Raw genomic sequence first — 26,589 nt, 5'->3', positions numbered from 1 at the left:
CTAAATTTTCTTCATGTACCCATTGTTCATACACCTGTCTCTTATACACATGTCAAAAAATGTCTTTATTAAGCTATATAACATAAATCCGTTTACAAATCATTTTCAAAAAAGTTATAATTTACGTAAAAAAACAAGAAGAAGGTATCTACATGTTATTACGTGAAAAAATCAAAGAAATCTCCTTTTCTCCTTCAGAAAATGAAGTGATTCAGTTTCTCTTAAGCGATTCTCCAGCACTTGGCGAAATGACCATCCAAGAGATTGCTGAGCGATGTTATGTCCACCCGTCCACACTCATCCGTGTAGCAAAAAAAATGGGTTTTGATGGCTGGGTCAGTTTTCGTAATGCTTTTTTAGCTGAAACAGCCTATCTTGAAGGGAATTTTCAAGACGTAGATGCGAATCTTCCTTTTTCCACCACAGACGGTATTATGACGATCGCAAATAAAATGGCTTCTTTAGAACAGATGACGATTCAAGATACACTTTCTCTCATTCATCATGACCAACTGCAAAAAGCCAAACAACTAATGCTTCAAGCAAAAAAAATCGTGATTTTCGCCAGTAACTCGAATACTTTGATTTCTCAAGATTTCATGCTGAAAATGAAGCGCATCAAAATGGATGTCACGATTGTCACCACTTTTGGTGAATCGTTCTATGAAGCGTACAATTGCACGAGTGATATGTGCGGGATTCTGATTTCTTATACGGGTGAAAACAATGTGATCCTTCGTACCGCAGAAATATTGAAACAAAATCATGTTCCAATTTTAGCTTTGACCAGTATCGGTGATTCAACGCTATCTTCAATGAGTACAGCCGCTTTGCGACTTACGACACGCGAACGACTATATTCGAAAATTGGTAATTTTACGATCAATACATCGATTTGTTATCTTCTAGATGTGTTATATAGTTGTGTTTTTGCAGAAAATTATCAACAGAATTTAGTCCATCTAATCTCTGTAGGACAAAAATTCGATAAACGCCCTATCAGCTCAGCCATCATGAAAGAGCCTTTCAATTTCGAAAATAAAGAAGTGGAATAAAAAGAATAGTTAAGCCTAGTCCATTCTTTCACCTAACCGTTCAGGTCAGTGCGGTGATAAGTGCATCGTCTGGCCCGACCGTCTCCCCTTGATTTTCCAAAATATCCAAATAATCCGTGTAATTGGTGACGATCACAGGTGTTTCTAAACTGTCTCCTTCCTCTTCGATTTTCTTCTTGTCGAAGCGGAGCATCAGATCGCCTTGTTTCACTCTTTCTCCTTGCTGCACCAAGCTTTCAAAATATTTCCCTTCCAACTGAACAGTATCCAATCCGACATGAATCAGCAATTCCAGACCTGCTTCAGAAACCATTCCGATTGCATGTTTCGTCGGGAACAGGGTCATGACTGTTCCGTCAAAAGGGGCACGTACTTCTCCTTTTTCAGGGTAGATCAAGATTCCTCGACCTAATGTTCCTTGTGCAAAAGCTGCATCCTTTGCTGCATTCAGTGGAGCGATTTGTCCTTGTATCGGTGTTTTTACAATTTCTTTACCTGATGTTTTCTGTCTATCATCTGTTTCATCTGCTTCCTCCTTCCAAAAGAAAAAAGTCAGCGCAAAGGATACCACCATCGCAATGGCGATCCCAATCAATACATTAATCACATCTGTTAAATTACCATCTGGTCTAATATAGTTGGGAATTGTAAAGATGCCTAGTCCACCTTGATTCCAAGAAGTTAAATTCATTAACCCACTATACGCGCCCCCTAACGCACCACCGACACAGGTAAAAATAAATATTTTTTTACGTGGCAATGTAAACCCATAAATAGCTGGCTCTGTAATCCCCACAATACCAGAAACAATGGCTGGTATTACAATTGCTTTGTCTTTTGGATTTCTAAGCTTAAAGTAGAGTGCAGTAAGTGCTGCAGTTTGTCCAAAAGACACTACTGCAACAGGTGTCATGATATTTTGCCAGCCATTCACAGAAAATTGCATCAATCCCATTGGTACGATTGCCCAATGGAGACCAAACATCACTAGAATTTGCCAGAAGAAGCCTACGATTGCTCCATAAATAACTGGCGAAAGTGCTAAAAGTGTTTCAAATCCAGCCATTAAAATATCAGTTGCGAATGTGAATGCTGGTCCAACGAGTAAAAAACCTAAGGGCATTGTAATAAGAACGGTGAAGAATGGAACGAAGAAATTCGCGATCATCTCAGGTACTAACTTTTTAATTGGTTTCTGAATTTGGCTAGCTAACAACACAATAAAGATAATGGGAATGACAGAAGAAGCGTAGTTACGCGCAATCCAGGGAATGCCGAATACTGTTTGATAAATAGGTGCTTCAAAAATAGTGCCAGAAAATATGGTCGTCAGTGGTGCTTCTGCTGCACCACTCAAAGCTTCCAGCGACAAGCTAGGATTCATTAATGCTGCCCCAAGCAACATCCCTACGAATTCATTTACTTTAAATTTACGGGCAGCTGTTAAACCGATAATAACAGGCATAAATTGGAATACAGAATCACCGATATTATCAAACATAACAAATGTGCCAGAACCGCGGTCAAATGCGCCTAAGAAGACAAGTAATGCTGTCAGTCCACGAATCATCCCACCAGCAGCTAGAATAGCAAGGAATGGCTGGAAACAGCCCGATATTCCATCAATAAGCATATCAAACGGTCTCATTTTTTCTGTTGAAACAGCCTCATCAAAAGTAAGGTTTCCTGCTCTTATAACCTCTTCAAACACGACTGGCACATGATTCCCGATGACAACTTGGTACTGTCCTCCCGCTCGCATTACCGTCACAACACCGTCCATATTTTTCAAGATCTCATCATTTGCTTTTTCTTCGTTTTTTAATTTGAAACGAAGCCTTGTGATACAATGTGTCAAACCATTGATATTTTCCTTCCCGCCGACATTTTCTACAATTTTGCTCGCTAATTCTTGATATTTTCCCATTTCTATTCCCTCCAATTTATTAGTGGAAGGTTTAGCCAACTGAATGTCACTACCCTTATTTCATGCGTTCTTGTTAATTTATCCTCCTTTTTTATTTATTTACAACGATTCTCATGCACTAAACGCGCAGTATGGATCGTTAAATACATTTTTTCGTCCGTGGACATCTGGTAGTTGAATATCTCGGCTAAAAAGTCTGCTATTTTCTCAACGCAACCAAACGTATCCTTATATTTTTTTTGAATAACTTGGTACAATTCCTCAGAAACTTCTCCCACTTCTGATTTTTCTCCATCTAGGACGCGTGTCAGAAAAAAACGTAGGTGTGTGACGAATCGAAAAAAATGGACTGAATCTTCATCAAATGTAATCTTATAGTAATAGCGGACGATATTTAGAATATCCTGTATTGTTGTAGTAAACAGGTAGGTATTGTCTTGTTGGCTTTGAATGCCTTGTGCATTGACTAAATGCAATGCGATAAATCCGGCTTCATCTTCTGATAACTTGATGTGGTATTTATCCGAGATTTTCTTCACTGTTTTTTCCCCGATGGCATACTCTTTAGGAAATAGTTGTTTGATATCATACAGCAATACATTTGGTACAAATATTCCCATTTTGTGACGTTCGATAGCCGTATACAAATGATCCGTCAATGCAATATACACTGAATCATTCAACTGGACTTGTAGAGCCTCTTTTGTATATTCAATGATTTCACAAGAAATTTCTAAGTACTCAAGAGGAATCGCTTGTGCCAATTCTTGGAACTGTTCTGAAAGTCCGTCATTTGTCAACTGAAATTTTTTGTCGATGCATGAGTCAAAAATCGGGTCACCCACTTTCTTTTTGAATGCCAAACCTTTTCCCATCACGATCATTTCCTGATTTCTTTCATCTCTGGTTATTACGACGTTGTTATTCAGTACTTTCTCAATCAGCATGTTTTACTCCTTTCCATGATATATAGGGCTGTATCCAAAACAAAAAGAAAAACCCAAAAAGCCGTCCATGGAACCATGGGAGACTCATCAGGTTTAGCTTGCATCAGGCAATCACTATCCAAGTTGTATCGTTTTCTTTATATTATCGAAAGAAAGCGCTTTTGTCAACGCTTTCTTAGTGGCTATTAGGCACTTCTGACTAGCTGTCGAATCTTTTTTAAATCTGGTGACTACGACACTACCGCTCACAGATGAAGAATCTGGGAAGCTCTGTTTTATTTTCACTCTAGCGCTTAGGTCAAAATGCTACTATGCTACTGTCCCAACTTCTAATATACGGTGTTCCAGTACCAGCTTATCGGTGATAAGCCAAATTTATGCAAAAATCTGGAAAGCCTTTTTTACAATTTTTTTCTTATCACCTAAAGCTGAACGGAGCCCTGTCACAACCACTTTTTACACACCACTGCTTTGCAGTTTGTACATATCTGCATACAAACCATTTTGCGCTAGAAGTGTTTCATGATTCCCGCGTTCTACTATATGACCTTTGTCTAAAACTAAAATCAATTCTGCATCCCGAATCGTGGACAGCCGATGGGCAATCGCAATCGTTGTCCGTCCTTGTCGCATTTTTGCCAATCCTTCTTGGATCAATCCTTCGGTTTCAGTATCGATATTTGCTGTTGCTTCATCCAATACTAGTATTTTAGGATCTGTCACGATTGTTCGCGCAAAAGTGATCAGCTGTCGTTGTCCACTAGAATAGCTGGCACCGTGTTCGATCACTTTTGAGTGATATCCTTTTGGTAATTCATCGATGAACTTGTTTGCTTGAACAAACTCAGCTGCATGGCGAATCTGTTCGTCTGTGATAGTTGGATTCATCATCCGGATATTTCCTGCGATATCTCCATAAAACAAGAAGGCATCTTGCAAGACCAATCCCATTTTCTTACGTAACTCTTCCATTGGATATTCTCGAATGTCATGATCATCAATCAAGATCTGGCCTTCATAAAATTCGTAAAACCGCATCAATACGTTGATGATCGAGCTTTTTCCGCTTCCGGTGTGCCCCACTAATGCAACGGTCTCTCCCGGATTAGCGACAAAAGAGATATTGTTCAATACATTGTGCTCTCCATCATAAGAAAAGCTTACATTGCGAAACTCGATCTTACCTGAAGTAATCGCTTGATCTGCTCCAGGATTTTGTTGCGGTGCATATTCTTCTGTATCCATGATTTTCAAAATACGACTACCGGCAACCATTCCATCTGTAAAGGTGCTCAAAAAGTCCATCATTTGAGACATTGGATTAAAAAATCCCTGGACATAGGTCGTAAATGCATAGATCAGTCCAACTTCTACGGGAGAATGCAGCGCATCGATCCCAAACAAAGTCAACGCCAACGCAATCGCCAATGCATATAGAAAATTGATGATCGGACTTAACAGAATCGAATTCGTTTTGATCATCGCATAGCGCGTGTCTAAATACTCGTTGTTCACTTGTTCAAATTCTTTAGCTAAACGAGCTTCTTGGCGAAACTGCTGGATAATACGCATGCCGGAAATCGATTCATTCAATTTCGTGTTCAGCTGACTTAATTTTTCCCGCATATTCCGGTAAATACGAGAACTGAATTTCTGGTAATACCAGATGACGATTCCTAAAATCGGCAAGAACACCAAAGTCCACAAGGCAATTTCTCCATTGATTTGAAACATGGCAATGAAGGAAGAAACGACTGCAAAGATCCCAGTCAATACCATCAAAAAGACATACCAAAATTCAAATAGCGTTTCTGTGTCATTTGTCACTCGAGAAACAGTCGATCCTGCCGGTGTCTGATCAAAATAACGCATACCTAGTGTATGCAGCTTTTCAAATAATCTTACCCGAACATACTGATAGGTCTTCAATGAAGCCATGGAATACAAATACCATTGGAAAAACCAAATGATACTTTTGACTATGACTCCAAACAAGTACATACCAGCAAAAAACAAAATAACTTGTGTCGTAGCCGACTGTTTAGCCAGATGATCATCCATAAAAGTTTGGATGATCCTTGGCAATAGGACATTGATCACAGACAGGGCAAACGCAAATAAGATAGCAACGATGAACGTTCTTCTAAAAGGTTTGGCGAACTTCATCAGTCGTTTGATGATCTTTTTCTGTTCTTTAAGTGGAATCGATTTTGTCCATTCCGATTGATAATTTTCATCCATCAGGCCTCGCCTCCTTCTATCTTCGCTTCTAATTGCTGTTTCTCCCACATTCGTTCATACCAGCCGCCTAATGCAAGCAGCTCATGATGGGTTCCTCGTTCAATGATTTTCCCTTGATCGACAACAATGATTTCTTTTGCATGCATCACGCTGCTTAAACGGTGAGCTGCAATGATGGTTGTTTTCTCTTTTCTTATTTCTTTTAAATTATGCAAGATAGCTTCTTCTGTTTTGGCATCTACTGCAGAAAGTGCATCATCTAAGATCAGCAATTCAGGATTTTTGATCAATGCTCGAGCAATCGAAATCCTTTGTTTCTGTCCGCCAGATAAAGAGACTCCACGTTCTCCAACTAAGGTATCATAACCTTTTGGCAATTCCTTGATTTCATTGTTGATAAATGCTAAAGAAGCCGCATGCTCTACTTCTTCTTCTGAAAGTTTTGGATTAGAAAAACGGATATTATCTCGAATGGTCATCGAAAACAAGAAGTGATCTTGAGGCACATAGCCGATTGATCCTAATAAAGCATTCAATGAATATTCTTTGATCGAACGTCCGCCAAATTGGATTTTTCCTTGATAATCATCGTATTCACGCATCAGTAATTTGATGATCGTCGTTTTTCCCGCACCAGTTTTCCCAACAATACCTAATGTTTCTCCTTCTTGGATCACAAATTTGATTTGTTCTAATGCTGGTGATTCTTCTTTCGGATAGTTAAAAGAGGAAATAGCTACATTCAGCTCGCCTTTTGCCGGGGTCTGCACTGCACCCAGTTGTTCCACGATATGCGTCTTTTCATGCAAAAGTTCATTGACGCGATCATAAGAAGCATTTCCTCTTTCCAATACGTTGAACAATCGACCAATCGCAAACATCGGCCAAACAAGCATACCGATATAGCTAATAAATGAGACCATCTGCCCGATTGAGATCGTGCCTTCCAAGACATACTTTCCACCTAAAATAATTGTTGCAACATAAGACAGACCAATAATCAAGGTAATGAATGGATCAAATAAGGAGTCTAAAAAATTGACTCGTTTGTTTTTAATAATTGCATCTTCAATCTTTTCTTCAAAATCCGCGAGATCTTCTTTTTCTTGTCCAAATGTTTTAATGACTTTGATTCCAGTAATACTTTCTTGTGTCTTATCATTGATACTAGAAAAAGCTTCTTGCGAATCACGAAAAGCATCGTGGAGTTTTGACCCCAGTACTCGTGAAGTAACGGCTAGTAAAGGCAGAGGAATCAGCGCAATCAGTGTTAAGCGCCAATCAATAAACAAAATCATCGCAATGATCGTTGTTCCGCCCGTGATCACTGAATCTGCAAAGGTCAAGATACCAGCTCCTGCTACATTTTGGATTGCATTCAAATCATTCGTTGCATGAGCCATCAAATCTCCAGTCCGATATTTTTGGTAAAAGAGATTGTCCATTTCTGTAAAATGTTTGAATAGCTGCTGCCGAAGTTCTTTCTCCAACCGAGCTGCACTTCCCCAAATATTCGTCCGCCAGATATAACGAAAAAGATATTGTAAGAGAGCTGCAAGAATCAATAATAAGATCCACCAGGAAATGATCTTTATTGATAAATTTTTATCGGCAATCTCATCAATGATGATCCCAATCACCTTTGGAGGAACTAACTGTACCAAGGCCACTGCGAATAGGGAGAAAATCCCAATTAAATAATGTTTCTTTTCCTGTCGAAAAAACCAACCTAATTTTCTAAAAATCGACATTTTACTCCTCCTTTGTCTTTATCAAGAGCATAGGATTGTCTGTGCTTGTCTTTTTTGCTGAATAGTCTGAATAGTCTAACAAATTACGAAATAAAAAACGGACTGAAAAAATCAGCCCGCAAAAAGTCTTTGGGTCAGAACCTATTTTTTCCCTTGGTTCTTCATTTGCTGCATCATCTGGCGAATTTTCTTCTCAGATGGTTTTTGCCCCATTGACATCATCATTGATCGCAACATGTCCTCATTAACGGGAGGATTTTTTTCTAAATAGTCTTTCATATATTTACGCGCTAGGAAAAAGCCACCTACTGCGCCGATTAGCAAAGCAATAATAGCAATAAGTACGACAATACCTGTTGATACCATATAAATCTCTCCTTTCTATTTCCGAATTGCTCTCAATGATTTATTTTACTAAAGTTTATTGAAAAAAGAAAGGCGTATTCTTTAGTTTCATGCAAAAAATAGTGGTTTTTTTAGAGAAGAACAAAATTTCTTTCATCAACCAGCAAGACACGCCACGAAAAAAAATTAGGTATACCGAATCTTTTTCTTTAATTTTTTCTTTCTGAGGTGTAGAATGTAATCGTAGATAAATAGGAAAGGTGGTTTTTTCTTGAATAATCAATCCAACAAACAATTTCATAAGCATCGACTTATTGAACATACAAATGGTTTATCTTTAGCTGAAGTAAATGGGACAGTGGATGTACCCAAGGGAAAAAGTTTTTTTAAAACACTTCTTGCTTACTCTGGACCAGGTGCATTAGTAGCAGTGGGTTATATGGATCCAGGTAACTGGTCCACTTCGATCACTGGTGGACAAAATTTCCAATATTTATTGATGTCAGTTATTTTGATGTCTAGTCTGATTGCTATGCTTTTACAATATATGGCAGCAAAATTAGGAATCGTGACCCAAATGGATTTGGCCCAAGCAATCCGAGCACGGACAAGTAAGACATTGGGTGTCATTTTATGGATCTTGACTGAATTAGCCATTATGGCAACAGACATCGCAGAAGTCATTGGTGCAGCAATCGCCCTCTACCTGCTTTTTGATATTCCATTAGTGATTGCCGTATTTATCACTGTGTTAGATGTTTTCGTCCTCTTATTGCTGACAAAAGTCGGGTTTCGTAAAATCGAAGCTTTGGTTGTCTGCTTGATTTTCGTCATTTTATTCGTTTTCGTCTATCAAGTTGGCTTGTCTAACCCTGATTGGCACAGTTTGTTTGCCGGCTTTATCCCTAACAGTCATACATTCTCAGACTCACCGGTCATCGGCGGTGAAACTCCGCTGACTGGAGCTTTAGGGATTATTGGTGCAACAGTCATGCCGCATAACTTATATCTTCATTCAGCAGTTTCTCAAACTCGGAAGATCGATCACCAAGACGAAGAAGATGTAGCACAAGCGGTACGCTTTTCTACTTGGGATTCTAATATCCAGTTGTCAATGGCTTTTCTAGTCAATGCACTGCTATTGATCATGGGTGTCGCTGTATTCAAAACCGGTTCTGTCCAAGATCCTTCCTTTTTTGGTCTGTATGAAGCTTTATCTGATCCATCAGCTATGAGCAATGGTATCTTGATTGCTGTAGCAAAATCTGGTATCTTGTCTACTTTATTTGCTGTAGCACTTCTTGCTTCTGGCCAGAACTCTACTATTACTGGTACGTTGACCGGTCAAGTCATCATGGAAGGCTTCATCCATATGCGTATCCCGATTTGGCTAAGAAGACTAGTCACACGATTGCTTTCTGTGATTCCTGTATTGATTTGTGTTTTGTTTACAAGTACAAAAGGAACGATTGAAGAACATACCGCTTTGAATAACTTGATGAATGAATCCCAAGTTTTTCTGGCTTTTGCATTGCCATTCTCGATGATTCCTTTACTGATGATGACCAATAGCCAAGCGGAGATGGGGAGCCGATTCAAAAATTCATTTGTTGTAAAACTACTTGGCTGGTTCTCTGTGATTAGTCTGACTTATTTGAACTTACGAGGATTACCAGGTCAAATCGAAAGTTTCTTCGGCGAGCAAGCCACCTCAGCTCAACTAGCATTGGCTGATCAAATCGCTTATGTAATCATTGTTCTTGTCCTTCTCCTGTTGGCATGGACGATTGGTGATTTATATAAAGGAAACAAAAAATATGAACAGCGTTTGCAAGAAACGATAGAAGAAATCGAATAGAAACTGATTCTTTTACACACATACTAAGAGTAGAGGGGAACATCATTGACGAATGATGTTCCCCTCTACTCTTAGTATGTTTTTATTTAGAAGATAAAGCTTTTTTCAGATTCAATTTACTGAAAACTAGCATGCTTGTTACTACGATGAATTGCGTTAATGGCACACCTGCGCCAGTGTAGACACTTAAAAAATAATCCTTTTTTTCTGGCGCATAAGAACAAAACCACGAGACGCCGAAAAGAAAAACCAATTGTGTCAGTATTAATCCGGTGACTACAATCAAAGAGGAACTATAATAGGCACGATCAGCTTTTGCAAATACGGTTCCTAGTATCATAAGTAATATCCCTGCTATTGAAGCAATCAGCACGGGAATAGCCAGAACTTGGTAAATTTTTATCATGACATTCGCGACTTTTGCTGTTTTTGTCAACTGGAAATCAGGTGTTCTCGGATCACTGCTATCGATCCAATTATCCATTAGTGGAAGATTCAATAGTTCTTGTGCCTGTTCGACTTGTTCTTGCGTCCCGAAACTATAATTCCCCCCTTGATGGAAATCTTTGTATCGCCATGCATAGGCATATCCTGATTTCAGAAAAGCAAATACGATTGGCAGATCATTCATCGTCTTTCCATCCCCTGATCCCATCAGATAGAATTCTTTTTTCTTTTTAATAGTTCCCTTTTGATAGGCTTCTTCTAATTCTTGATTGACTTTTTTCCAAAAATCATTGGTTTCTTTTGCATTGTTTTGGTAATAACCAGATTCGCTTACCACATCTCGCAATGCCCAAAAAATGATATCTCCTGGTAATTCTTTTACTTTTCCACCTTGGGTCCACGCATGAGTCGTATACAATTCGTCAATACGAGTAGAAACAGTATGAAATGTAGGAGATGCGTCTAATGCTTTATTTAATGCAGCATGCGAGACCCATATCTCACTGTTTTCTTTATTTAAGTTCGTTTCGTCATCTATTCGGATCAGCTGTTTCATCAAACGTCCAAATTCGCCACTCGAACGGTCATTGATGGTGGCAATACCATATGTTGTCTCGTTTTTATATTCGATCCACTGATAGACGATGGAGAAACCGACTAGAGGGAGTAAAAACAATGAAAGTTTCAGCCATTCTTGTTTCGAAAGGAGAAATGGTCGTTCTTTTAACTTCTTTGCTTCTTTGAAAGAAAAGTCTTGTCCTAGCAAGATCTGAACGAAACTGATGCCTAACGCGACTACAGTAAAAGGAAGAAGCCAGATGGAATCTTCGCGAATGAACCAAAAGAAAGGAAAAGAAACAGCCAGCCCTAAAAACCACGGCAGCAATTTTTTACTGGAACTATATTTACGGTAATAAATAGCTAGTAAACAAGCGATAATGATCTCAACAGCCGGGATCACGAGAGCATTACGATACGTTCGAGTGGAATACTCATGTGTAAAACTAATCGGAGAAAACAAAAAATAAAAATAGATACTTAAAAGAAGATACTTGTTCTTCACGATCGGTTTAAACGCTAGTGCAACCAATATGCTGGCAAGAATACTGAACATGCCGAACAAAACTGCATAAGAAAGATGCAGTTTATGTGCAAGTACTAAAAACAAGCTGTAGGAGATCCCTTTTGAAAGTGTCGTAGTCGTGTACTCCCCTAGCCATTTACCATCCAAAATATTTTGAGCATAGTGAATCAGCAGCTGATCATCATAGGTTGCCGACATATCTGTTCCATAGATTGCTTTACTATATAAATACAACCGAATAATTGTAAATAATACGGCTATGCCAAGAATAAAGTATGTATGTTTCTTTTTTAGCTGGTTGATCAAGGGGTTTAAAGTGTTCAGCATCTTTTCGTCCTTTCAATCACGTTTTGCTACTTGCTTGTGAATCTTTTCGTTTTTTACTTTTCTATCAGTATACCCTGTTTGTCTGAATTTAAAAAGAGGGGGCGAAAGGAGCATGGCGAAAACGACTGCAAAAAGCACTCCTTTGTTTCTTAAACAAAAAAGGACAAGGCAGACTGCCCAATCCTTTTTTGTTGCTGTCAGATAGAAAACTTAAAGTGTGACTTCTTCTGCTAATAACTCAGGGAACACTTCGGGATCGAATGCTTGCGCTTTGAACATGGCAATTTCTTTTCCATATGGTGCGTAAGCTTTCTTTTTATCTTTACCGACATATGGAGTTTCTAAGATTTTCGAAATGTTGTCAAACATTGGATCATGGACGATTTTGTTCAATGTGTCAAATCCAATTGTTCCAAAACCGATATTGGCATGCCGATCTTTATGAGAACCTTGTGGATTTTTAGAATCGTTGATATGGAGTACTTTGAGTCGATCTAATCCGATGACCTTATCAAACTCTTCCATTACACCTGAAAAATCTTCTTTTATATTATATCCGGCATCATTCGTATGACATGTATCAAAAGTAACAGATAATTTTTCATTCAATTTTACTCCATCGATGATTTGCGCTAGTTCCTCAAATGTTCGACCGATTTCCGTACCTTTCCCTGCCATCGTTTCCAAAGCGATCTGTGTCGTCTGTTCTTTTGTCAAAACTTCATTCAAACCCTCAATAATTCTAGCAATCCCAGCTTCTGCCCCTGCTCCTACATGAGCGCCTGGGTGAAGGGTAATTTGAGTAGCACCTAAAGCTTCCGCACGAACAATCTCTTCTCTCAGAAATTGTACAGCAAATGGAAACATTTCTGGTTTGATCGTATTTCCCAAATTAATGATATAGGGCGCATGAACGACGATATTTGTTAGTCCGTTTTCTGCCATAAATGCTTTTCCGGCATCAATATTCATCTCTTCGATAGCTTTTCTTCTAGTATTTTGAGGAGCGCCTGTATAGATCATAAAGGTCGAAGATCCGTAACTGGCTGCTTCTTCTGCCGCGCCTAACAGCATTTTCTTTCCGCTCATGCTGACGTGTGAGCCTAATAACATGGATGGATTCCTCCTTGAAAGGCAATTGTTTCGGACAATTCCTGTATATTGGTAAGATGATGTACAAAGAAAATGGTTTGTTTTTCTTTGCCCTGTTCTCCATAGTAACTGAAATTTTCTCTAAAGAAAAGCTTAAGAACTCTTTCATAAAAAAGATCATTTCCTCACGTTTTATCTCATTCGAAAAAGAAATTCCTGTCAAAAACAGCCTTGTCTGTTTTTTTGTCCTATTATTTGCTATAATTAGCGAAATAAAACCATTAGTTGAGGTGACCCTTTTGCCACGCAAAAATACTCGAAAAAAACAGAATAGAAGAAAAAAAGAAAAATGGTTTGTTCCTAAGATTATTTTTAGAGTGTTTCAATCATTGACTGTTTTTATTACTGTTCTTCTTTTGTTGTTCGCAGCTCTAGGTATCGGAATAGGTGCTGGCTACTTTGCCTATCTTGTCGAAGACACACAATTGCCGACTAAAAAAGAACTGCAGACAGAACTAGGAAACATTACGGAAACGTCAAAGATTGTTTATGCAGATAATACAGAGATATCAAAAATCCAGACAGATCTGATGCGGACGACTATTTCATCTGATAAGATTTCACCTTTATTGAAAACCGCGATTATCAGTACAGAAGATGAATACTTCGATAAACACCAAGGTTATGTCCCTAAAGCTGTTTTACGAGCATTAGTTTCAGAAGCTACTGGCATCGGCTCGTCTGGAGGATCCACTTTGACACAGCAATTAGTCAAACAACAGATCCTAACCGATGAAACAACTTTCAAACGTAAAGCAAACGAGATCGTTCTTTCTGCACAAGTAGAAAAACACTTTTCAAAAGATGAGATCATTGCTACGTATTTGAATGTCTCGCCATTTGGTCGGAATAATAAGGGGCAAAATATTGCTGGAGTCCAGGAAGCTGCAAGAGGAATCTTTGGTGTAGATGCAAAAGATGTGACTCTGCCACAAGCTGCTTATATCGCTGGTTTGCCTCAAAGCCCTATCACGTATAGTCCATACACGAATACAGGCGCGCTAAAAGAAGATCTTTCTGCCGGTCTTGCCAGAAAAGATTTTGTTTTATTCAGTATGTACCGTGAAGGACAAATTACGAAAGAACAATACGAAGAAGCGAAAGCCTATGATCTTACAAAAGACTTTCTCCCACAACAAATCGCGGAACAGACTGACAGAGAATTCTTGTATTATACCGTGATGAACGAAGCAACAAGGATTATTGCACAACAATTGGCAGAAAAAGATAATGCTGATATGTCAGATTCATCGGTCAGTGAAGCTTATTATCAAAAAGCACAGCAAACGATCCAAAACAAAGGATATACGATCCATTCGACGATCGATAAAGATATCTATGCTGCATTGCAAACCGGCGTAGAAAATTACGGCTATATGTTAGATGATGGTGCTGGTAGCCAAGTGGAGACTGGAAATGTATTGATGGATAACAGAACCGGACGTATCTATGGATTCGTGGGTGGCCGGAATTACAGCCAGAATCAAAATAACCACGCCTTTGATACAGAACGTCAAGCTGGTTCATCCATCAAACCGGTTCTTGTTTACGGTCCTGCAATCGATATGGGACTTGTCGGATCAGAATCCCGTGTATCAGATTATGCAACGACTTGGCAAGAAGGAGAAAATGCTGGCGAGAAAATCGTCAATGCGACCAATGAAGGGTCGAACACCTTCCAAACCGTCCGTGAGTCACTGGAATGGTCCAACAATATCCCAGCTTATCACTTATACCAAGACGTATTGAATTCCGGTGGATCGAAACAATATGCTTACGAGCACTACTTGGCGAAGATGAACTACCCAGCAAATGATAATTGGGGCGTTGAATCTGCTCCTTTAGGGACAGTAGATGTAACGACGCTTCAACAGACAAATGGATTCCAGGCCTTAGCAAATGGTGGCGTCTACGAAGAAGGCTATATCATTGATTCCATCACAGATAATGCAGGTAATGTGATTTATAAACATGAAAGTAATTCTGTCCGTATTTATTCCGAAGCAACGGCATCGATCATGAATGACATGATGCGCAGTGTGATCAATGAAAAAATCACTACACCATTCAAAGATGTCATCTCAAGCTTAAACGGAAATCTAGGAAAAGCAGATTGGGTTGGAAAAACTGGTTCTACCAACGAATACCGAGATTCATGGCTGATCGTCTCTACTCCGTCTATCACTATCAGTAGTTGGGCAGGACACGATGACAATACTGGAATGGACAGCCAAGCAAGGATACGTTCGGCTAATTATCTTGCCAATCTAATCAATCAAGCTTACCAAGCAAACCCTGAGATTTTCGGCACTGATGAGAAATTTGACTTATCATCCGATGTGATGAAGAAAAAAGTATCTGGGTTCACAGGACAAACAGCTGGAAAAGTTACTGTCAATAAAAAATCTATCCAAACGCCAGGAAAAACAGTGGAATCACTTTGGGCAAAAAATGGTCCGAAGAAAAGCGCCTTTAAATTCGGCGTTGGCGGTACTGATGAAAACTATACAGATTACTGGAACACCGCTTCAGCTTATGCTAGAGCGAATCCAGAGACCAAAGAATCAGACGATAAAGATGATTGATCTAATAGATTAATCAGAATTAAAGGGAGCTGCGACAAAAATCTTGTCACAGCTCCCTTTTTCCGAATAAATGGTGTTCAAAAGCTTGCATCTACGATATTAAGACAAATTTATGTAAAAATGTGAAAAGCCATTTTCACAAAATTTTTCTACATAACTTTACTAACGAAACTGTTTTAATTTCTTTTCTTGTCTTTGGAATAATTCGGTTAGTTTTTCTGCAAATTGCCCTTTTACTGATTCTTTCAAGTGTACATGTCGGTTAGAAAATTCTTGAGCAGCTTCTTCTGCAGTCATTTGGTAGTTTTGATCTGTCAATCGTTTTTCTGCCCAAATTTGCTGAGATATCCCCATACCAACTGAACGTACATTTGATCGATGTAGATTTTTCTCTAATTCTTTTAGTAATTGCATTAAAAATTCATTCATAAGATGATTTCTCCATAGTTATTTGTCTGATTTTTTGACGATAGGAACGTTCTAGTTCATCTTGCTGCTGATAGAGTATTCGTCGTTCTACTTGTAGGGCTTGTTGATAATGCTCCTGATAATTCGAATAACTTCGTCTTGCTTGAAACAGAGGCTCATTATCTAAAGCTAAGTTCTTTAATACATGATGCAGTCGCTGCTCCTCTTGCTCCATCAATCGTAATCCTTGATTCTTAAAGTGGATCAATTCATCTTCTTGAGCTTCTAATTGTCTTCGTTCACTTCGATAATCTCTTTCCAATTCTTCTAGTTTCATCTACTTCTCCTTTAATTGAATTGCTGTGCTAATTCTCGATCTCGTGCCACGATTTCATTGATTTTGTCTTGGTTCTCCTTCGCCAATGTATCAAAGGCCTCCCCCATACGTCTTGCCTTATTGATTCGTAGCAGATAGACTTCTTTCGCAGAATCGACTAAGTTTTCTTTTGTGGCGCCCACACTAGCTAATGCTTCTATGATTTCCTGTTCAGTCAACGAAGGGGCGACAACACGTGCTTGCCGCAAGCCTTCTTGCCATTTTTTCTCTAGCTCAAAAATTCCTCTTTGATTGATGCGGATAACTTCTTCCATAGCGCTTTTCATTTTTGCCGATAACTTTTCCACTACTAACCTAGCTTGTGTGTCATCTAAGTAAATTTGTTCATTAACTGTCAGCCGGCCGCCACTTAATCGTAGTTTTTTACGTATGTTGTTCAGTTCTTGCAACTGATAGGAAAACAACTGGGTCGCTTGGTTTTCTTTCTGTTGTTTTCGAGCTTTAACATTGTTTTCATTTTCAGGAATAATCAGCTTTCCATTTTCATCAAACTTCCAAGAGGTTAAACTGTGGGAAGCAAGCAGATTCAAGAATGCTGTTTCCATACTGATCCGAACTTCAGCACCTGTGCCATTACCACCAAAATTACCGATAAAATCGGCGTGATTTCGGTAATTGGTGAGCATACCGGGATTTTCTTCCACCCATTTTTTTGCTTCTGGTGATAAGAGATCATACGGGTCCGGCCCGTTGAAGCCGACATTTTTCCATTGTTTCTCTGCTGCTACATATAATGCTAAGAATCCACCTAATGAATGGCCGGTAGTAGAAATAGCAGCTTCTCCATATTCCTTTTTTACTTCATTAGCAAATGCAATCGCTGAATTGATTTGCCCCGCTGTTTTCAATCCACTAACGGATAAAATCTTGTTTGTTGTTGCTTTTTCAGAAAAACTTGCTCCTGGTCTATTCCCATAGAGATTCATAACACTTCTTGCATCCGTTTCCAAATCTTTCCAATCGCTTAAGTTCGTTCCTGCAAAAGCAATCACTACTTGAGAAATATCCACTTTACCGTTCTTGATTGGCGCTACAGCCATCGCCTGCATGCCGTCCAATGAGTCTTTGATTTGTAGGATTTTAAATTCAACACCCGCAAAATCCCACTCACTATTAATTTTTAAATCAGGCTCATATTTTGAATGTTTAGGATCTAGCCAATAAACCTTGTCACTTAACTCCCGATAGAATTCTTCAGTTATAGTCAAACTAGTTCCTCCTCTTTATTTGTATAAGTAACTTTTACTTTTTCTTTAGTGATTCCCTTTTTTTGTATATTTCTATTTTCTATACTATAACTCCCGATTTTGTTTTGCTCTTTCCAAAACGTATACGAGAAAGATACTGTTTCGTTATTAATAGTTATTAGCGTTATATGCATTCCGTAAGAACCAGTTTTTTCATTTTTTCCTGCTTCGTTAATCTTCACTTCCTTGATATCCGCAAAGGTATTTTTCAGAACTTTGACGGACTGTTTTTCTACTGCGAGTAAATCTTGCTGTTTTTGCACTTCTCTTTTGTCCATATAGACTTTCCCTCCGATTCCTAATATGACGATTAACAAAATGGCTAAGCTGAATTTTCTTATTTTCCGGGGCAAGAACGTGCCTCCTTTCTTTTTATGTAAGTATTGATACCTTTATTATTTAAGTACGCGAAAGTTTGCAGGAATTTTTTATTTTTGAAATTTTTCTCCAATTTGCTATGGACGATTGGCGCTACAGCCATCGCCTGCATGCCGTCCAATGAGTCTTTGATTTGTAAGATTTGAAATTCCATACCAGCAAATTCTTTAACAGAGTTCTTTTTGTATCCCTCATTGTAGCGGGGATATTTGGGATCTAGCCAATAAACCTTCTCACTAATATCATTGTAATGCTTATCGTTTATTGTCATACTAACTCCTCCTGTCCGTTAGAAAAAATTACTTTTACTCTTTTTATAGTGACTCCTGTCTTTTGTACCGCTCTGTTCTCAATGCCAAAACCACCAAGTTCATTTCTCTCCTTCCAAAAACTATAATCAAAATAAACAGATTTCCCTTCATTATTTGTCATTGTCACAAGTGCACCATAACTTCCGGTAACAGGGTTTTTTTTAAATTCTTCTACCTTCACTTCCTTGATATCCGCAAAGGTATTTTTCAGAACTTTGACGGACTGTTTTTCTACTGCGAGTAAATCTTTCTGTCTTTGCACTTCTCTTTTGTCCATGTAAAATTTCCCTCCGATTCCTATAGTAAGAATGGTCAAAATGATGACTATGGTCTTTCGTCTTTTCTTAGGCAAATAGAAGTCTCCTTTCGGGCTATGTATGATGGATTGTTTCTCCTTTAAGATAAGTACGCAATCGAGCCTGGAATTTTTTGAATTTTTTAGAGTTACTTATCTACTTTTCTACTTTCTTTTTTATCACGTTTTCATTTTAAAGTAATTTTGATAGTAGTGAACAAAATGTAGCATCTACGCACAGATTGTGTCGTATACGATGGACGTAAGGTTTGTTTCCGCCATTCTCTCTTTTTTTTAAAGTCACAAAAAAAAGGGTTATGACAAAATTTTGTCATAACCCCTTTTCTCGTATAAAGGTTGTTCCAGAAGTTGACCACTTTTGGAACAACCTTTAAATGATTGATCTTTTATTATTTAGTTGATCCTTTTTCTTCGATTCCATAAGGCAAGATAATCGTTTTTTCTTCGACTTCTTCTTTATTCATCATTTTCGTCAATAGGCGCATGGATACCGCTCCTAAATCGTATAATGGTTGTGTGATACTTGTCAAACGAGGACGAGCTACTTCTGTCAGTAAAGAATTGTTGCTTGTGATGATTTCGAATTCTTCTGGTACTTTTACGCCACGGTCTAATAAACCATCCAAGATACCAATGGCTAATTCATCGTCTGAAACATAGACAGCTGTTGCACCGCTATTATGGATCCGGTCAACTAGAGACAGACCATCTTTAAAGTTGTATTGTGCCTCAAAGATTAATCCTTCGCTATATGGTAGATTGTTTTCGCTTAATGCTTCTTTATAGCCTTTCAAACGGTTTTGGCCATTGATAGGATCAATCAGCGCACCGCTGACAAAAGCGATTTTTTTATTGCCGTTTTTTGCTAATTTATTTACTGCATCTTTTGTTGCTGATACATAATCAATGTTTACGCTACCTACTTGTTCATCTGGATCAATGGAACCGGCTAGTACAACAGGCGTTTTTGAACGTGAAAATTCTCCACGGATTTCGTCTGTGATATGGTGACCCATAAAGATCACGCCGTCCACTTGCTTAGCCAATAAATTATTCAATACATTGACTTCTTTTTGATCGTTGCCATCTGAGTTTGCTAAGATGATATTGTATTTGTACATTGTTGCCACATCGTCGATACCACGTGCTAAAGAGGCAAAGAACATATTGCTGACATCAGGAATGATTACCCCAACTGTTGTTGTTTTCTTACTTGCCAAGCCACGTGCGACTGCATTTGGACGATAATCCAAGCGATCGATAACTTCCAAGACTTTTTTTCTTGTTGCTGGTTTGACGTTTGGATTGCCATTTACGACACGTGAAACAGTAGCCATCGAAACATTTGCCTCTCTCGCTACATCATAGATAGTGATTGTTTGCTTTTCCATTTGTGTTCTCCTATTCATATTTTATATGTTTTCTGAAAATACGTCTTACATTTCTAAAATAGGATATCAAATAATCTCAACAATTGCAACCGTTTTATCTCTGTTTTCATGAAAATTTTTACTTTTTTCAGTTTTAAGAACGTTGGTCTTTTAATCAATCAGTGGTACAATTATTGAATACAAAATTAATTTAGAAAGTAGGTTGCCAAATGAATAACGTAAAAATCAATGAACTACGTCAATGGATGGCACAACACCAAGTAGAATTGGCTTATATCAGCGACCCTGGCCACATCGCTTACTTTTCCGGATATGAAAGTGATCCTCACGAGCGTGTACTAGCTCTTTTTATCCCTCTGGAACAAGATCCTTTCCTTTTCACTCCTGCTCTGGAAGTTGAAGATGCTCAAAACAGCAGCTGGGCGTACGATGTACGTGGCTACTTAGACAGCGAAAACCCTTGGGAGATCATCGGAAAAGAGCTTCGCGCACGCTATGGGCAACCTGGTAATGTAGGTATTGAAAAGAATGCTCTGACTGTCGATCGCTTCGATGCTATCTCTGATATCTTGACAGGTACAGATTCTTACACCGATCTAACTTCTATTATCCAGCGTCTGCAACTGATCAAAACGGTAGAAGAAAAAGACAAACTGATCGAAGCTGGTAAATGGGCCGATGTTGCCTTTGAAATTGGCTTCAAAACAGTAAAAGAAGGCGTAACTGAACAAGCAATTATCGCAGAAATCGAATACCAATTAAAAAAACAAGGTGTTTCACAAATGTCTTTCGACACATTAGTCCTTGCAGGAGCAAATGCTGCAAGCCCTCATGGTACACCAGGAAGCACGAAGGTTTCACCAAATGAACTAGTGTTATTCGATCTTGGCGTTATTTGGAATGGCTATTGCAGTGATGCTACTCGTACAGTTGCTTATCAAAAACCAACTGAATTCCAAGAAAAAATCTATAACATCACTCTTGAAGCACAGCTTGCCGCACAAGAGGCAGTTCGCCCAGGTGTGACAGCAGGTGAACTTGATCAAATCGCACGAAACGTGATCAACAGCTATGGCTACGGCGAATATTTCAATCACCGTTTAGGTCACGGAATCGGAACAACCGTCCACGAATTCCCTTCTCTTGTAGAAGGAAACGACTTAGTGATTGAAGAAGGGATGTGCTTCTCTCTTGAACCAGGAATCTATATTCCTGAAAAAGTAGGGGTACGTATCGAAGATTGTGTGTATGTGACAAGTGATGGTTGTGTGCCATTCACGACTACACCAAAAGAATTACTTGTTTTAGAGTAATGAAAATAAAAAAGGTGAGAGCTGGTCCGCTCTCACCTTTTTTATTCTAGAAATGAGTAATCTTAGTGATTGGTAGTCGAATCTGTCATTGTATCTTTCATTTCTTTTTTAGCTTCTTTTGCATCTTCTTTTGCCATTTTCAACATTTCTTTTGTGTCATCTGCAACTGGTTTTGCTTCTGACATTCCTTCATTGACCGTCTCTCCTGCTTTATCTGCAGCATCTTTTACATCGATCATGATATCTTCTGAAGTATCTTTAGCAATACTACCTAATTCGTCTGCTGGCTTTTTCAGATCTTCTGCTGTTTTTTTGAAACGATTAGATAAATCAGCTGATTGTTCTTTGAGGTTTAACAAGATATCATCTGATTCACTTCCTGCTTCCTCTGCTGATTCACTTACCTTCTGCTTAACATTGCCTGCTAGATCCCCTGCTTGTTGAGAAAGATCTTGCGCTTTTTCTTTTGCAATACCTGTTAACTCAGATGATTTTTCTTTTGCCATATCTGTGTAATCTGAAGCCATGTCCATCAAATCATCTGCTTGAGCAGCCAATTCATCCCGAAGTTCTTTACCAGATTTGGGTGCTAACAATAATGCGGCGATTGCTGCGGCTGTACCTCCAACTACTGCACCTAATAAAAATCCACCTTTTTTAGCCATTCTTATTTTCCTCCTGTCGTTTCAGTATGTTTTTTGTTTTTAAAAAATTTCATCGCTGTTCCACCGACTTTTCCGGCAACAGTCGCTTTAGCTGTCGTTTTTCCGATTCCGCCGACTTTCGTCACGATGTTTTTACTAGAATGATTAAGTTCCGATACACTTTCACTTAAATCAGCAACTGCTGTGAACAATGGATCGATCGTTGCGACTTTTCCATTGATATCCAAGAGCAGCTCATTACTTTTGACTAGCAAGCCTTCTACTTGTCTAGATAAAAGATCTACGTCTTGTGTGACGATCTCAATTGTCGTATTTGCTTCTGCGACAGTCTGGTCTACTTTTTCTAAAGTTTTGGAAACTTGCAACAATACGCGAACGATGAAAACGACAAGTATCGCAAAGGCGATTGCTGCGATCAATCCTGCAATTTCTCCTCCTGACATGATCAAACTCCCTTCTTGTCTCTCTTTTCTATAAGGATAGCATTTTCGTGTTTTTTAAACAAATAAAAACGAGCTTCAACTACTTTTTATTCAATTAGCAGCTGAAGCTCGTTAGAAAAAAATGATTATTTTTTCTTTTCTTCTTTGATTTCTGTTATTCCTTTTGGATTATGATCGATCTTGCTTCCTTCTGCTTCTAATGTTTTACCTAAAGACATGATGTATTCACGCAAAGGTGCCCCTACTTCTGGATGTGTCAGACCATATTCAATACTTGTTTTCATAAAACCAAATTTGTCACCAACGTCATAACGTTTACCTGTGAATTTACGGGCAAATACGCGTTGTGTTTTATTCAACGTATCGATTGCGTCAGTTAGTTGGATCTCATTTCCAGCACCTGGTTGTTGTTCTGATAATACATCAAAGATTTCTGGAGTCAATAAGTAACGCCCAATAATAGCTAAATCACTTGGTGCTTTGCTTGGATCTGGTTTTTCAACAAAGTTTTTGACATTGTATAACCCATCTTCCAGTACTTCCCCTGGGTTGATAATTCCGTATTTTGAAGTTTCATCGTGAGGAACTTGCATAACGGCAATCGTAGAAGCGTGTGTACGTTCATAGTCATCGATCAATTGCTGTGTCAATGGTACTTCGTCTTCCATGATATCATCGCCTAGCATAACGACAAACGGTTCATTTCCAATAAAGGCTCTTGCTTGAAGAACGGCGTGTCCTAACCCCTTTGGATGAGATTGACGGATGAAATGCAAGTTGACATCTGTCGTTTCTTCTACTAATTTCAATAATTCGATTTTTCCTTTTTCACTTAGGTTTGTTTCTAATTCGATATTTGAATCAAAGTGATCTTCGATTGGTCGTTTAGCTTTTCCTGTAACGATCAAGATGTCTTCGATTCCTGATTTCAACGCTTCTTCAACGATGAATTGGATCGTTGGTTTGTCCACGATTGGCAACATTTCCTTTGCCATCGCCTTTGTTGCTGGTAAAAATCTTGTTCCTAATCCTGCTGCTGGAATAACTGCTTTTTTTACTTTCATATACATTCGCTCCTTCAAAAAATTGTTAATGAGAATTCATTTTCTTTTTTCCCATCACGTAACATGATTTCTTTTGCGGCTGTTTTGATTTCTTTTTGTTCATACAGCACTTCATAGATTGTTTGAGTGATGGGCATTTCGATTTCCATCATTTGGGCTAGTTCCATCGCTGCTTGAGTAGTATTCACACCTTCAACGACCATTCCCATATTGGCTAGCACCTCTTCTAGAGGCTGTCCTTGTCCTAACAAGTTGCCTGCGCGCCAGTTTCTGGAATGAACACTTGTGCAAGTAACGACTAGATCGCCTACTCCGCTTAAGCCAATAAAGGTCAGCGGGTTGGCACCCATTGCTACACCTAAACGGCTGATCTCAGCTAATCCGCGCGTCATGATTGCCGCTTTTGCATTATCGCCAAACCCTAAGCCGTGAATAGCACCAGCTCCAATGGCAATAATATTTTTCAAAGCTGCCCCCATCTCTACACCAATCACATCAGGGTTAGTATAGATTCGAAAATAATGGTTCATGAACAGCTCTTGTACATATTTTGCTGCTTTTGCATCTGTGCTTGCCGCTGTGATCGTCGTAATGTCATGCTTTGCTACTTCTTCCGCATGGCTTGGCCCAGAAAGAACAGCAACAGCTTTTCTTTTTTCTGTCGGGATTTCCTCTAACAAGATTTCAGAGATTCTTTTATGCGTTCCCTGTTCTAATCCCTTACTTGCGTGGATGATCACTGGCTTCGTATTCAATTTGGCAACTAGTTCTTTTGCAACAGAACGTATCGCTTTCGTTGGGATAACGAATAGTACCGCATCTGCATCTTTTACTGCATCTTCCATATCGGTGAATGCTCGGATGGAATCGGGTAGATGATGATCTGGTAAATAACGTTGATTGGTGTGTTGGGTGTTGATTTCTTCTACTTGTGAAGCACGATGTCCCCAAATCCGAACGTCATGTCCGTTTTCAGCGAGGACTTGTGCTAAAGCAGTCCCCCAAGAGCCTGGTCCTAAAACCGCTACTCTATAATTCATTTTACCACTCCTGAAATTTTTTTCATTTTTAACGCTCTAAAAATCAAATAATTTGTTGATTTTTTCCTAATGAGCGGTCATAATCCGGTAAATTTCCTTTTTTTCTACGCCAAATAAACAGAATCAATGTGCCGACAAATAAAACAGCAGACAATAATTGAGAAATGCGGATCACACCTAAAAAGTAAAGGCTGTCTGTGCGTAATCCTTCGATAAAGAAACGTCCGAAACTATACCACATTAGATAACATAAAAGGACTTCTCCTTTTTTCAAAAGATGCGGTTTCTTCCGCAAAACCAAAAGCAGAATAAATCCAATCAAACTCCAAAGTGATTCATAAAGAAAGGTTGGTTGTCGATAGATCCCTTCGATATACATGTTATCAATGATGAATTGCGGTAAATGCAGACTTTCTAAGAAACTTCGTGTCGTGTCTGGACCATACGCTTCGTGGTTCATGAAATTTCCCCATCGTCCGATTGCCTGCGCCAGTAATACACTTGGTGCAGCGATATCTAAAAAGGTCCACAAAGAAATAAAATGATATTTGGTAAAAAAGTACAGTGTGATTGCACCTGCAATCAATCCCCCGTAAATCGCTAATCCTCCTGAACGGATATTGAATATTTGGATTGGATCAGCTATATATTGGGGAAGATCGAATAAAACATAATACAAACGGGCACCAATAATGGAAATCGGCAATCCCCACAACATAAAATCTGTCACGTCATCTGCTTTTAATCCTACCCGAACAGCTTCTCTGCTGCTGAGCCACATGGCAATAATGATTCCTGATACGATAATCAATGCATACCAGTAGATAGGAATTCCTACAAGCTCAAAAGCAACTCGATTGATTTGTGCTAACATATTGTCACTCCTTGCTAGTCATTGCCTGAGTTTTCTTCAATCAAGCGACTTAATCTTTCTTCAAATGTTTTCGTTGCGTCAAAGCCCATTGTACGCGCGCGGAAATTCATCGCGGCTACTTCAATGATGATTGCAACGTTTCGTCCTGTTTTGACAGGGATTTTTATTTGTGGAATGCCCACTTCCGCGATTTCAACGGTCGTGTCTTCAGAACCCAAACGGTCGTATTTCTTATCTTTCGCCCATGCTTCTAGATAAACAGCTAACTGGACTTGCATAGAGCCTCGTACCGCACTCGCACCGAAAAGATTCATTACATCTATGATCCCGATCCCTCGAATCTCAATCAGATGTTCCAGGATTTTAGGAGGTTCTCCAATTACCGTCAGTTCATCTTGCTGATAGACATCTACTCGATCGTCTGCGATCAATCGATGTCCGCGCTTAATCAGTTCCAACGCCGTTTCACTTTTCCCTATCCCACTGTCCCCTTGAATTAGTACACCTAATCCGTAGACATCGACTAACACACCGTGGACACTTGTTCGAGGGGCTAAGCGCCCATCTAAATAACTAGATAATTCACCTAGCAGCCGAGACGTTGAGATAGGCGAACGCAGCACAGCTATCCCATTTTCATTGGCTGCTTGGATCATTTCTTCCGGAGCCGGCAATCCTCTTGAAATAATAAATGCGGGCATATCTTCACTACATAATCTTCTCATGATGATCAAACGCTCTTCTGGGATCATCCGTTCCGCAAAACTGATTTCTTTACTGCCAAATAGCTGTAAACGATTATGAGAATAATAATTAAAATAACCGGTCAACTCTAGTCCTGGGCGTGAGATGTCCCCAGTCACGATGACGCGGTCTAAACTTTTCTCGTCGCCTGTGACGATTTCCAAAGATAATTTTTTTACTAATTGGCTAACTTTTACAACTTCTGACATTCATGCTACCTCATTTCTATTAGAGTGTTCTCTACCATTTTATCATTGTCTAGCCAAAAGTACTACCAAT

Annotated in this window: 23 protein-coding genes and 1 pseudogene; 4 read left to right on the top strand and 20 right to left on the bottom strand. The window is 39.0% G+C overall.

Going from position 1 to position 26,589, the window contains the following annotated elements:
• Nucleotides 1–152: 152 nt before the first annotated feature.
• Nucleotides 153–1,055 carry a MurR/RpiR family transcriptional regulator gene (locus tag A5849_RS05770; RefSeq protein WP_002291682.1) on the top strand — a complete coding sequence of 301 codons (903 nt, stop codon included), beginning with the start codon at nt 153–155 and terminating at the stop codon, nt 1,053–1,055.
• A 40-nt stretch (nt 1,056–1,095) separates the two neighbouring features.
• Here A5849_RS05770 and A5849_RS05765 read toward each other — a convergent pair whose 3' ends face one another.
• From A5849_RS05765 to A5849_RS05745, 5 genes are all read right to left on the bottom strand, one after another.
• Complete coding sequence (locus A5849_RS05765; RefSeq protein ID WP_025478133.1) at nt 1,096–2,982, bottom strand: beta-glucoside-specific PTS transporter subunit IIABC; 1,887 nt, start codon at nt 2,980–2,982, stop codon at nt 1,096–1,098.
• Between the two features lie 95 nt (nt 2,983–3,077).
• Nucleotides 3,078–3,929, bottom strand: coding sequence for a BglG family transcription antiterminator LicT (gene licT, locus A5849_RS05760; RefSeq protein ID WP_002305590.1), 852 nt, complete (start codon nt 3,927–3,929; stop codon nt 3,078–3,080).
• 456 nt (nt 3,930–4,385) lie between these two features.
• Nucleotides 4,386–6,170, bottom strand: coding sequence for an ABC transporter ATP-binding protein (locus A5849_RS05755; RefSeq protein WP_002348486.1), 1,785 nt, complete (start codon nt 6,168–6,170; stop codon nt 4,386–4,388).
• Entirely contained in the window at nt 6,170–7,921 is a 1,752-nt protein-coding gene (locus tag A5849_RS05750) for an ABC transporter ATP-binding protein (protein WP_002291671.1), read from the bottom strand. The genes A5849_RS05755 and A5849_RS05750 overlap by 1 nt, the downstream gene beginning before the upstream one ends.
• A gap of 141 nt (nt 7,922–8,062) precedes the next feature.
• Nucleotides 8,063–8,287 carry a YneF family protein gene (locus A5849_RS05745; protein ID WP_002291670.1) on the bottom strand — a complete coding sequence of 75 codons (225 nt, stop codon included), beginning with the start codon at nt 8,285–8,287 and terminating at the stop codon, nt 8,063–8,065.
• A gap of 250 nt (nt 8,288–8,537) precedes the next feature.
• Here A5849_RS05745 and A5849_RS05735 point away from each other — a divergent pair, with 250 nt between their 5' ends.
• A complete protein-coding gene (locus A5849_RS05735; protein ID WP_002320293.1) occupies nt 8,538–10,124 on the top strand; it encodes an Nramp family divalent metal transporter in 1,587 nt (528 codons plus the stop codon).
• Nucleotides 10,125–10,206: 82 nt separating this feature from the next.
• Here the strand turns inward: A5849_RS05735 and A5849_RS05730 are convergent, their stop codons facing one another.
• The gene (locus tag A5849_RS05730) at nt 10,207–11,982 is read right to left on the bottom strand and encodes a hypothetical protein (protein WP_002320292.1); all 1,776 of its coding nucleotides are present in this window, start codon (nt 11,980–11,982) and stop codon (nt 10,207–10,209) included.
• Between the two features lie 210 nt (nt 11,983–12,192).
• Complete coding sequence (locus A5849_RS05725; protein ID WP_025478132.1) at nt 12,193–13,095, bottom strand: deoxyribonuclease IV; 903 nt, start codon at nt 13,093–13,095, stop codon at nt 12,193–12,195.
• 278 nt (nt 13,096–13,373) lie between these two features.
• Between A5849_RS05725 and A5849_RS05720 the strand changes: the two genes are divergently transcribed.
• Nucleotides 13,374–15,719 (top strand): transglycosylase domain-containing protein, encoded by a 2,346-nt coding sequence (locus A5849_RS05720; RefSeq protein ID WP_002336551.1) that lies wholly within the window; start codon nt 13,374–13,376, stop codon nt 15,717–15,719.
• A 162-nt stretch (nt 15,720–15,881) separates the two neighbouring features.
• Here the strand turns inward: A5849_RS05720 and A5849_RS05715 are convergent, their stop codons facing one another.
• The 7 genes and pseudogenes from A5849_RS05715 to ccpA all read right to left on the bottom strand — a co-directional run bounded on the left by A5849_RS05715 (nt 15,882) and on the right by ccpA (nt 20,167).
• On the bottom strand, nt 15,882–16,148 hold the full coding sequence (locus A5849_RS05715; protein WP_002314688.1) for a hypothetical protein: 267 nt from the start codon (nt 16,146–16,148) through the stop codon (nt 15,882–15,884).
• Nucleotides 16,141–16,464: a hypothetical protein gene (locus A5849_RS05710; protein WP_002348482.1), complete on the bottom strand. Its 324-nt coding sequence runs from the start codon at nt 16,462–16,464 to the stop codon at nt 16,141–16,143. The genes A5849_RS05715 and A5849_RS05710 overlap by 8 nt, the downstream gene beginning before the upstream one ends.
• Nucleotides 16,465–16,475: 11 nt before the next feature.
• On the bottom strand, nt 16,476–17,732 hold the full coding sequence (locus A5849_RS05705; RefSeq protein ID WP_086309988.1) for a lipase: 1,257 nt from the start codon (nt 17,730–17,732) through the stop codon (nt 16,476–16,478).
• Complete coding sequence (locus A5849_RS05700; protein ID WP_086309987.1) at nt 17,729–18,124, bottom strand: hypothetical protein; 396 nt, start codon at nt 18,122–18,124, stop codon at nt 17,729–17,731. Before A5849_RS05700 ends, A5849_RS05705 begins: the two co-directional genes overlap by 4 nt.
• A 42-nt stretch (nt 18,125–18,166) precedes the next feature.
• A pseudogene (locus tag A5849_RS05695) lies at nt 18,167–18,420 on the bottom strand (hypothetical protein).
• Nucleotides 18,417–18,812 (bottom strand): hypothetical protein, encoded by a 396-nt coding sequence (locus tag A5849_RS05690; RefSeq protein WP_025478871.1) that lies wholly within the window; start codon nt 18,810–18,812, stop codon nt 18,417–18,419. Before A5849_RS05690 ends, A5849_RS05695 begins: the two are co-directional and overlap by 4 nt.
• A 353-nt stretch (nt 18,813–19,165) precedes the next feature.
• On the bottom strand, nt 19,166–20,167 hold the full coding sequence (gene ccpA / locus A5849_RS05685; RefSeq protein WP_002299439.1) for a catabolite control protein A: 1,002 nt from the start codon (nt 20,165–20,167) through the stop codon (nt 19,166–19,168).
• A 209-nt stretch (nt 20,168–20,376) separates the two neighbouring features.
• On the opposite strand from ccpA, the gene A5849_RS05680 reads away from it, so the two are divergent.
• Complete coding sequence (locus A5849_RS05680) at nt 20,377–21,480, top strand: aminopeptidase P family protein (RefSeq protein WP_002313499.1); 1,104 nt, start codon at nt 20,377–20,379, stop codon at nt 21,478–21,480.
• Nucleotides 21,481–21,542: 62 nt separating this feature from the next.
• Here the strand turns inward: A5849_RS05680 and A5849_RS05675 are convergent, their stop codons facing one another.
• From A5849_RS05675 to hprK, 6 genes are all read right to left on the bottom strand, one after another.
• Complete coding sequence (locus A5849_RS05675; protein WP_002308610.1) at nt 21,543–22,145, bottom strand: YtxH domain-containing protein; 603 nt, start codon at nt 22,143–22,145, stop codon at nt 21,543–21,545.
• A gap of 2 nt (nt 22,146–22,147) precedes the next feature.
• Nucleotides 22,148–22,588 (bottom strand): DUF948 domain-containing protein, encoded by a 441-nt coding sequence (locus A5849_RS05670; protein ID WP_002308608.1) that lies wholly within the window; start codon nt 22,586–22,588, stop codon nt 22,148–22,150.
• Between the two features lie 125 nt (nt 22,589–22,713).
• Entirely contained in the window at nt 22,714–23,652 is a 939-nt protein-coding gene (gene galU / locus A5849_RS05665) for a UTP--glucose-1-phosphate uridylyltransferase GalU (protein WP_002305573.1), read from the bottom strand.
• A 14-nt stretch (nt 23,653–23,666) separates the two neighbouring features.
• The gene (locus A5849_RS05660) at nt 23,667–24,692 is read right to left on the bottom strand and encodes an NAD(P)H-dependent glycerol-3-phosphate dehydrogenase (protein ID WP_002340896.1); all 1,026 of its coding nucleotides are present in this window, start codon (nt 24,690–24,692) and stop codon (nt 23,667–23,669) included.
• Between the two features lie 43 nt (nt 24,693–24,735).
• Nucleotides 24,736–25,566 (bottom strand): prolipoprotein diacylglyceryl transferase, encoded by an 831-nt coding sequence (gene lgt / locus A5849_RS05655; RefSeq protein ID WP_002308605.1) that lies wholly within the window; start codon nt 25,564–25,566, stop codon nt 24,736–24,738.
• A 14-nt stretch (nt 25,567–25,580) separates the two neighbouring features.
• Nucleotides 25,581–26,519 carry an HPr(Ser) kinase/phosphatase gene (hprK, locus tag A5849_RS05650; RefSeq protein ID WP_002289568.1) on the bottom strand — a complete coding sequence of 313 codons (939 nt, stop codon included), beginning with the start codon at nt 26,517–26,519 and terminating at the stop codon, nt 25,581–25,583.
• Nucleotides 26,520–26,589 lie beyond the last annotated feature (70 nt).

The sequence above is a fragment of the Enterococcus sp. 10F3_DIV0382 genome, assembly GCF_002140245.1.
In the GTDB taxonomy this organism is placed as follows: Bacteria; Bacillota; Bacilli; order Lactobacillales; family Enterococcaceae; genus Enterococcus_B; species Enterococcus_B lactis.
Note: the sequence above shows the minus strand (reverse complement) of the source record. Positions and strands in the feature narration are given on the sequence as shown.

Bases quoted from the DNA above. Each gene is read 5' to 3' on its own strand.
- A5849_RS05680 (WP_002313499.1), top strand. From the start codon at position 20,377: ATGAATAACGTAAAAATCAATGAACTACGTCAATGGATGGCACAACAC.
- A5849_RS05725 (WP_025478132.1), bottom strand. From the start codon at position 13,095: ATGTTATTAGGCTCACACGTCAGCATGAGCGGAAAGAAAATGCTGTTA.
- A5849_RS05765 (WP_025478133.1), bottom strand. From the start codon at position 2,982: ATGGGAAAATATCAAGAATTAGCGAGCAAAATTGTAGAAAATGTCGGC.
- licT (WP_002305590.1), bottom strand. From the start codon at position 3,929: ATGCTGATTGAGAAAGTACTGAATAACAACGTCGTAATAACCAGAGAT.
- A5849_RS05755 (WP_002348486.1), bottom strand. From the start codon at position 6,170: ATGGATGAAAATTATCAATCGGAATGGACAAAATCGATTCCACTTAAA.
- hprK (WP_002289568.1), bottom strand. From the start codon at position 26,519: ATGTCAGAAGTTGTAAAAGTTAGCCAATTAGTAAAAAAATTATCTTTG.
- A5849_RS05745 (WP_002291670.1), bottom strand. From the start codon at position 8,287: ATGGTATCAACAGGTATTGTCGTACTTATTGCTATTATTGCTTTGCTA.
- A5849_RS05730 (WP_002320292.1), bottom strand. From the start codon at position 11,982: ATGCTGAACACTTTAAACCCCTTGATCAACCAGCTAAAAAAGAAACAT.
- A5849_RS05670 (WP_002308608.1), bottom strand. From the start codon at position 22,588: ATGTCAGGAGGAGAAATTGCAGGATTGATCGCAGCAATCGCCTTTGCG.
- A5849_RS05770 (WP_002291682.1), top strand. From the start codon at position 153: ATGTTATTACGTGAAAAAATCAAAGAAATCTCCTTTTCTCCTTCAGAA.
- A5849_RS05750 (WP_002291671.1), bottom strand. From the start codon at position 7,921: ATGTCGATTTTTAGAAAATTAGGTTGGTTTTTTCGACAGGAAAAGAAA.
- A5849_RS05710 (WP_002348482.1), bottom strand. From the start codon at position 16,464: ATGAAACTAGAAGAATTGGAAAGAGATTATCGAAGTGAACGAAGACAA.
- ccpA (WP_002299439.1), bottom strand. From the start codon at position 20,167: ATGGAAAAGCAAACAATCACTATCTATGATGTAGCGAGAGAGGCAAAT.
- A5849_RS05675 (WP_002308610.1), bottom strand. From the start codon at position 22,145: ATGGCTAAAAAAGGTGGATTTTTATTAGGTGCAGTAGTTGGAGGTACA.
- galU (WP_002305573.1), bottom strand. From the start codon at position 23,652: ATGAAAGTAAAAAAAGCAGTTATTCCAGCAGCAGGATTAGGAACAAGA.
- A5849_RS05715 (WP_002314688.1), bottom strand. From the start codon at position 16,148: ATGAATGAATTTTTAATGCAATTACTAAAAGAATTAGAGAAAAATCTA.
- A5849_RS05660 (WP_002340896.1), bottom strand. From the start codon at position 24,692: ATGAATTATAGAGTAGCGGTTTTAGGACCAGGCTCTTGGGGGACTGCT.
- lgt (WP_002308605.1), bottom strand. From the start codon at position 25,566: ATGTTAGCACAAATCAATCGAGTTGCTTTTGAGCTTGTAGGAATTCCT.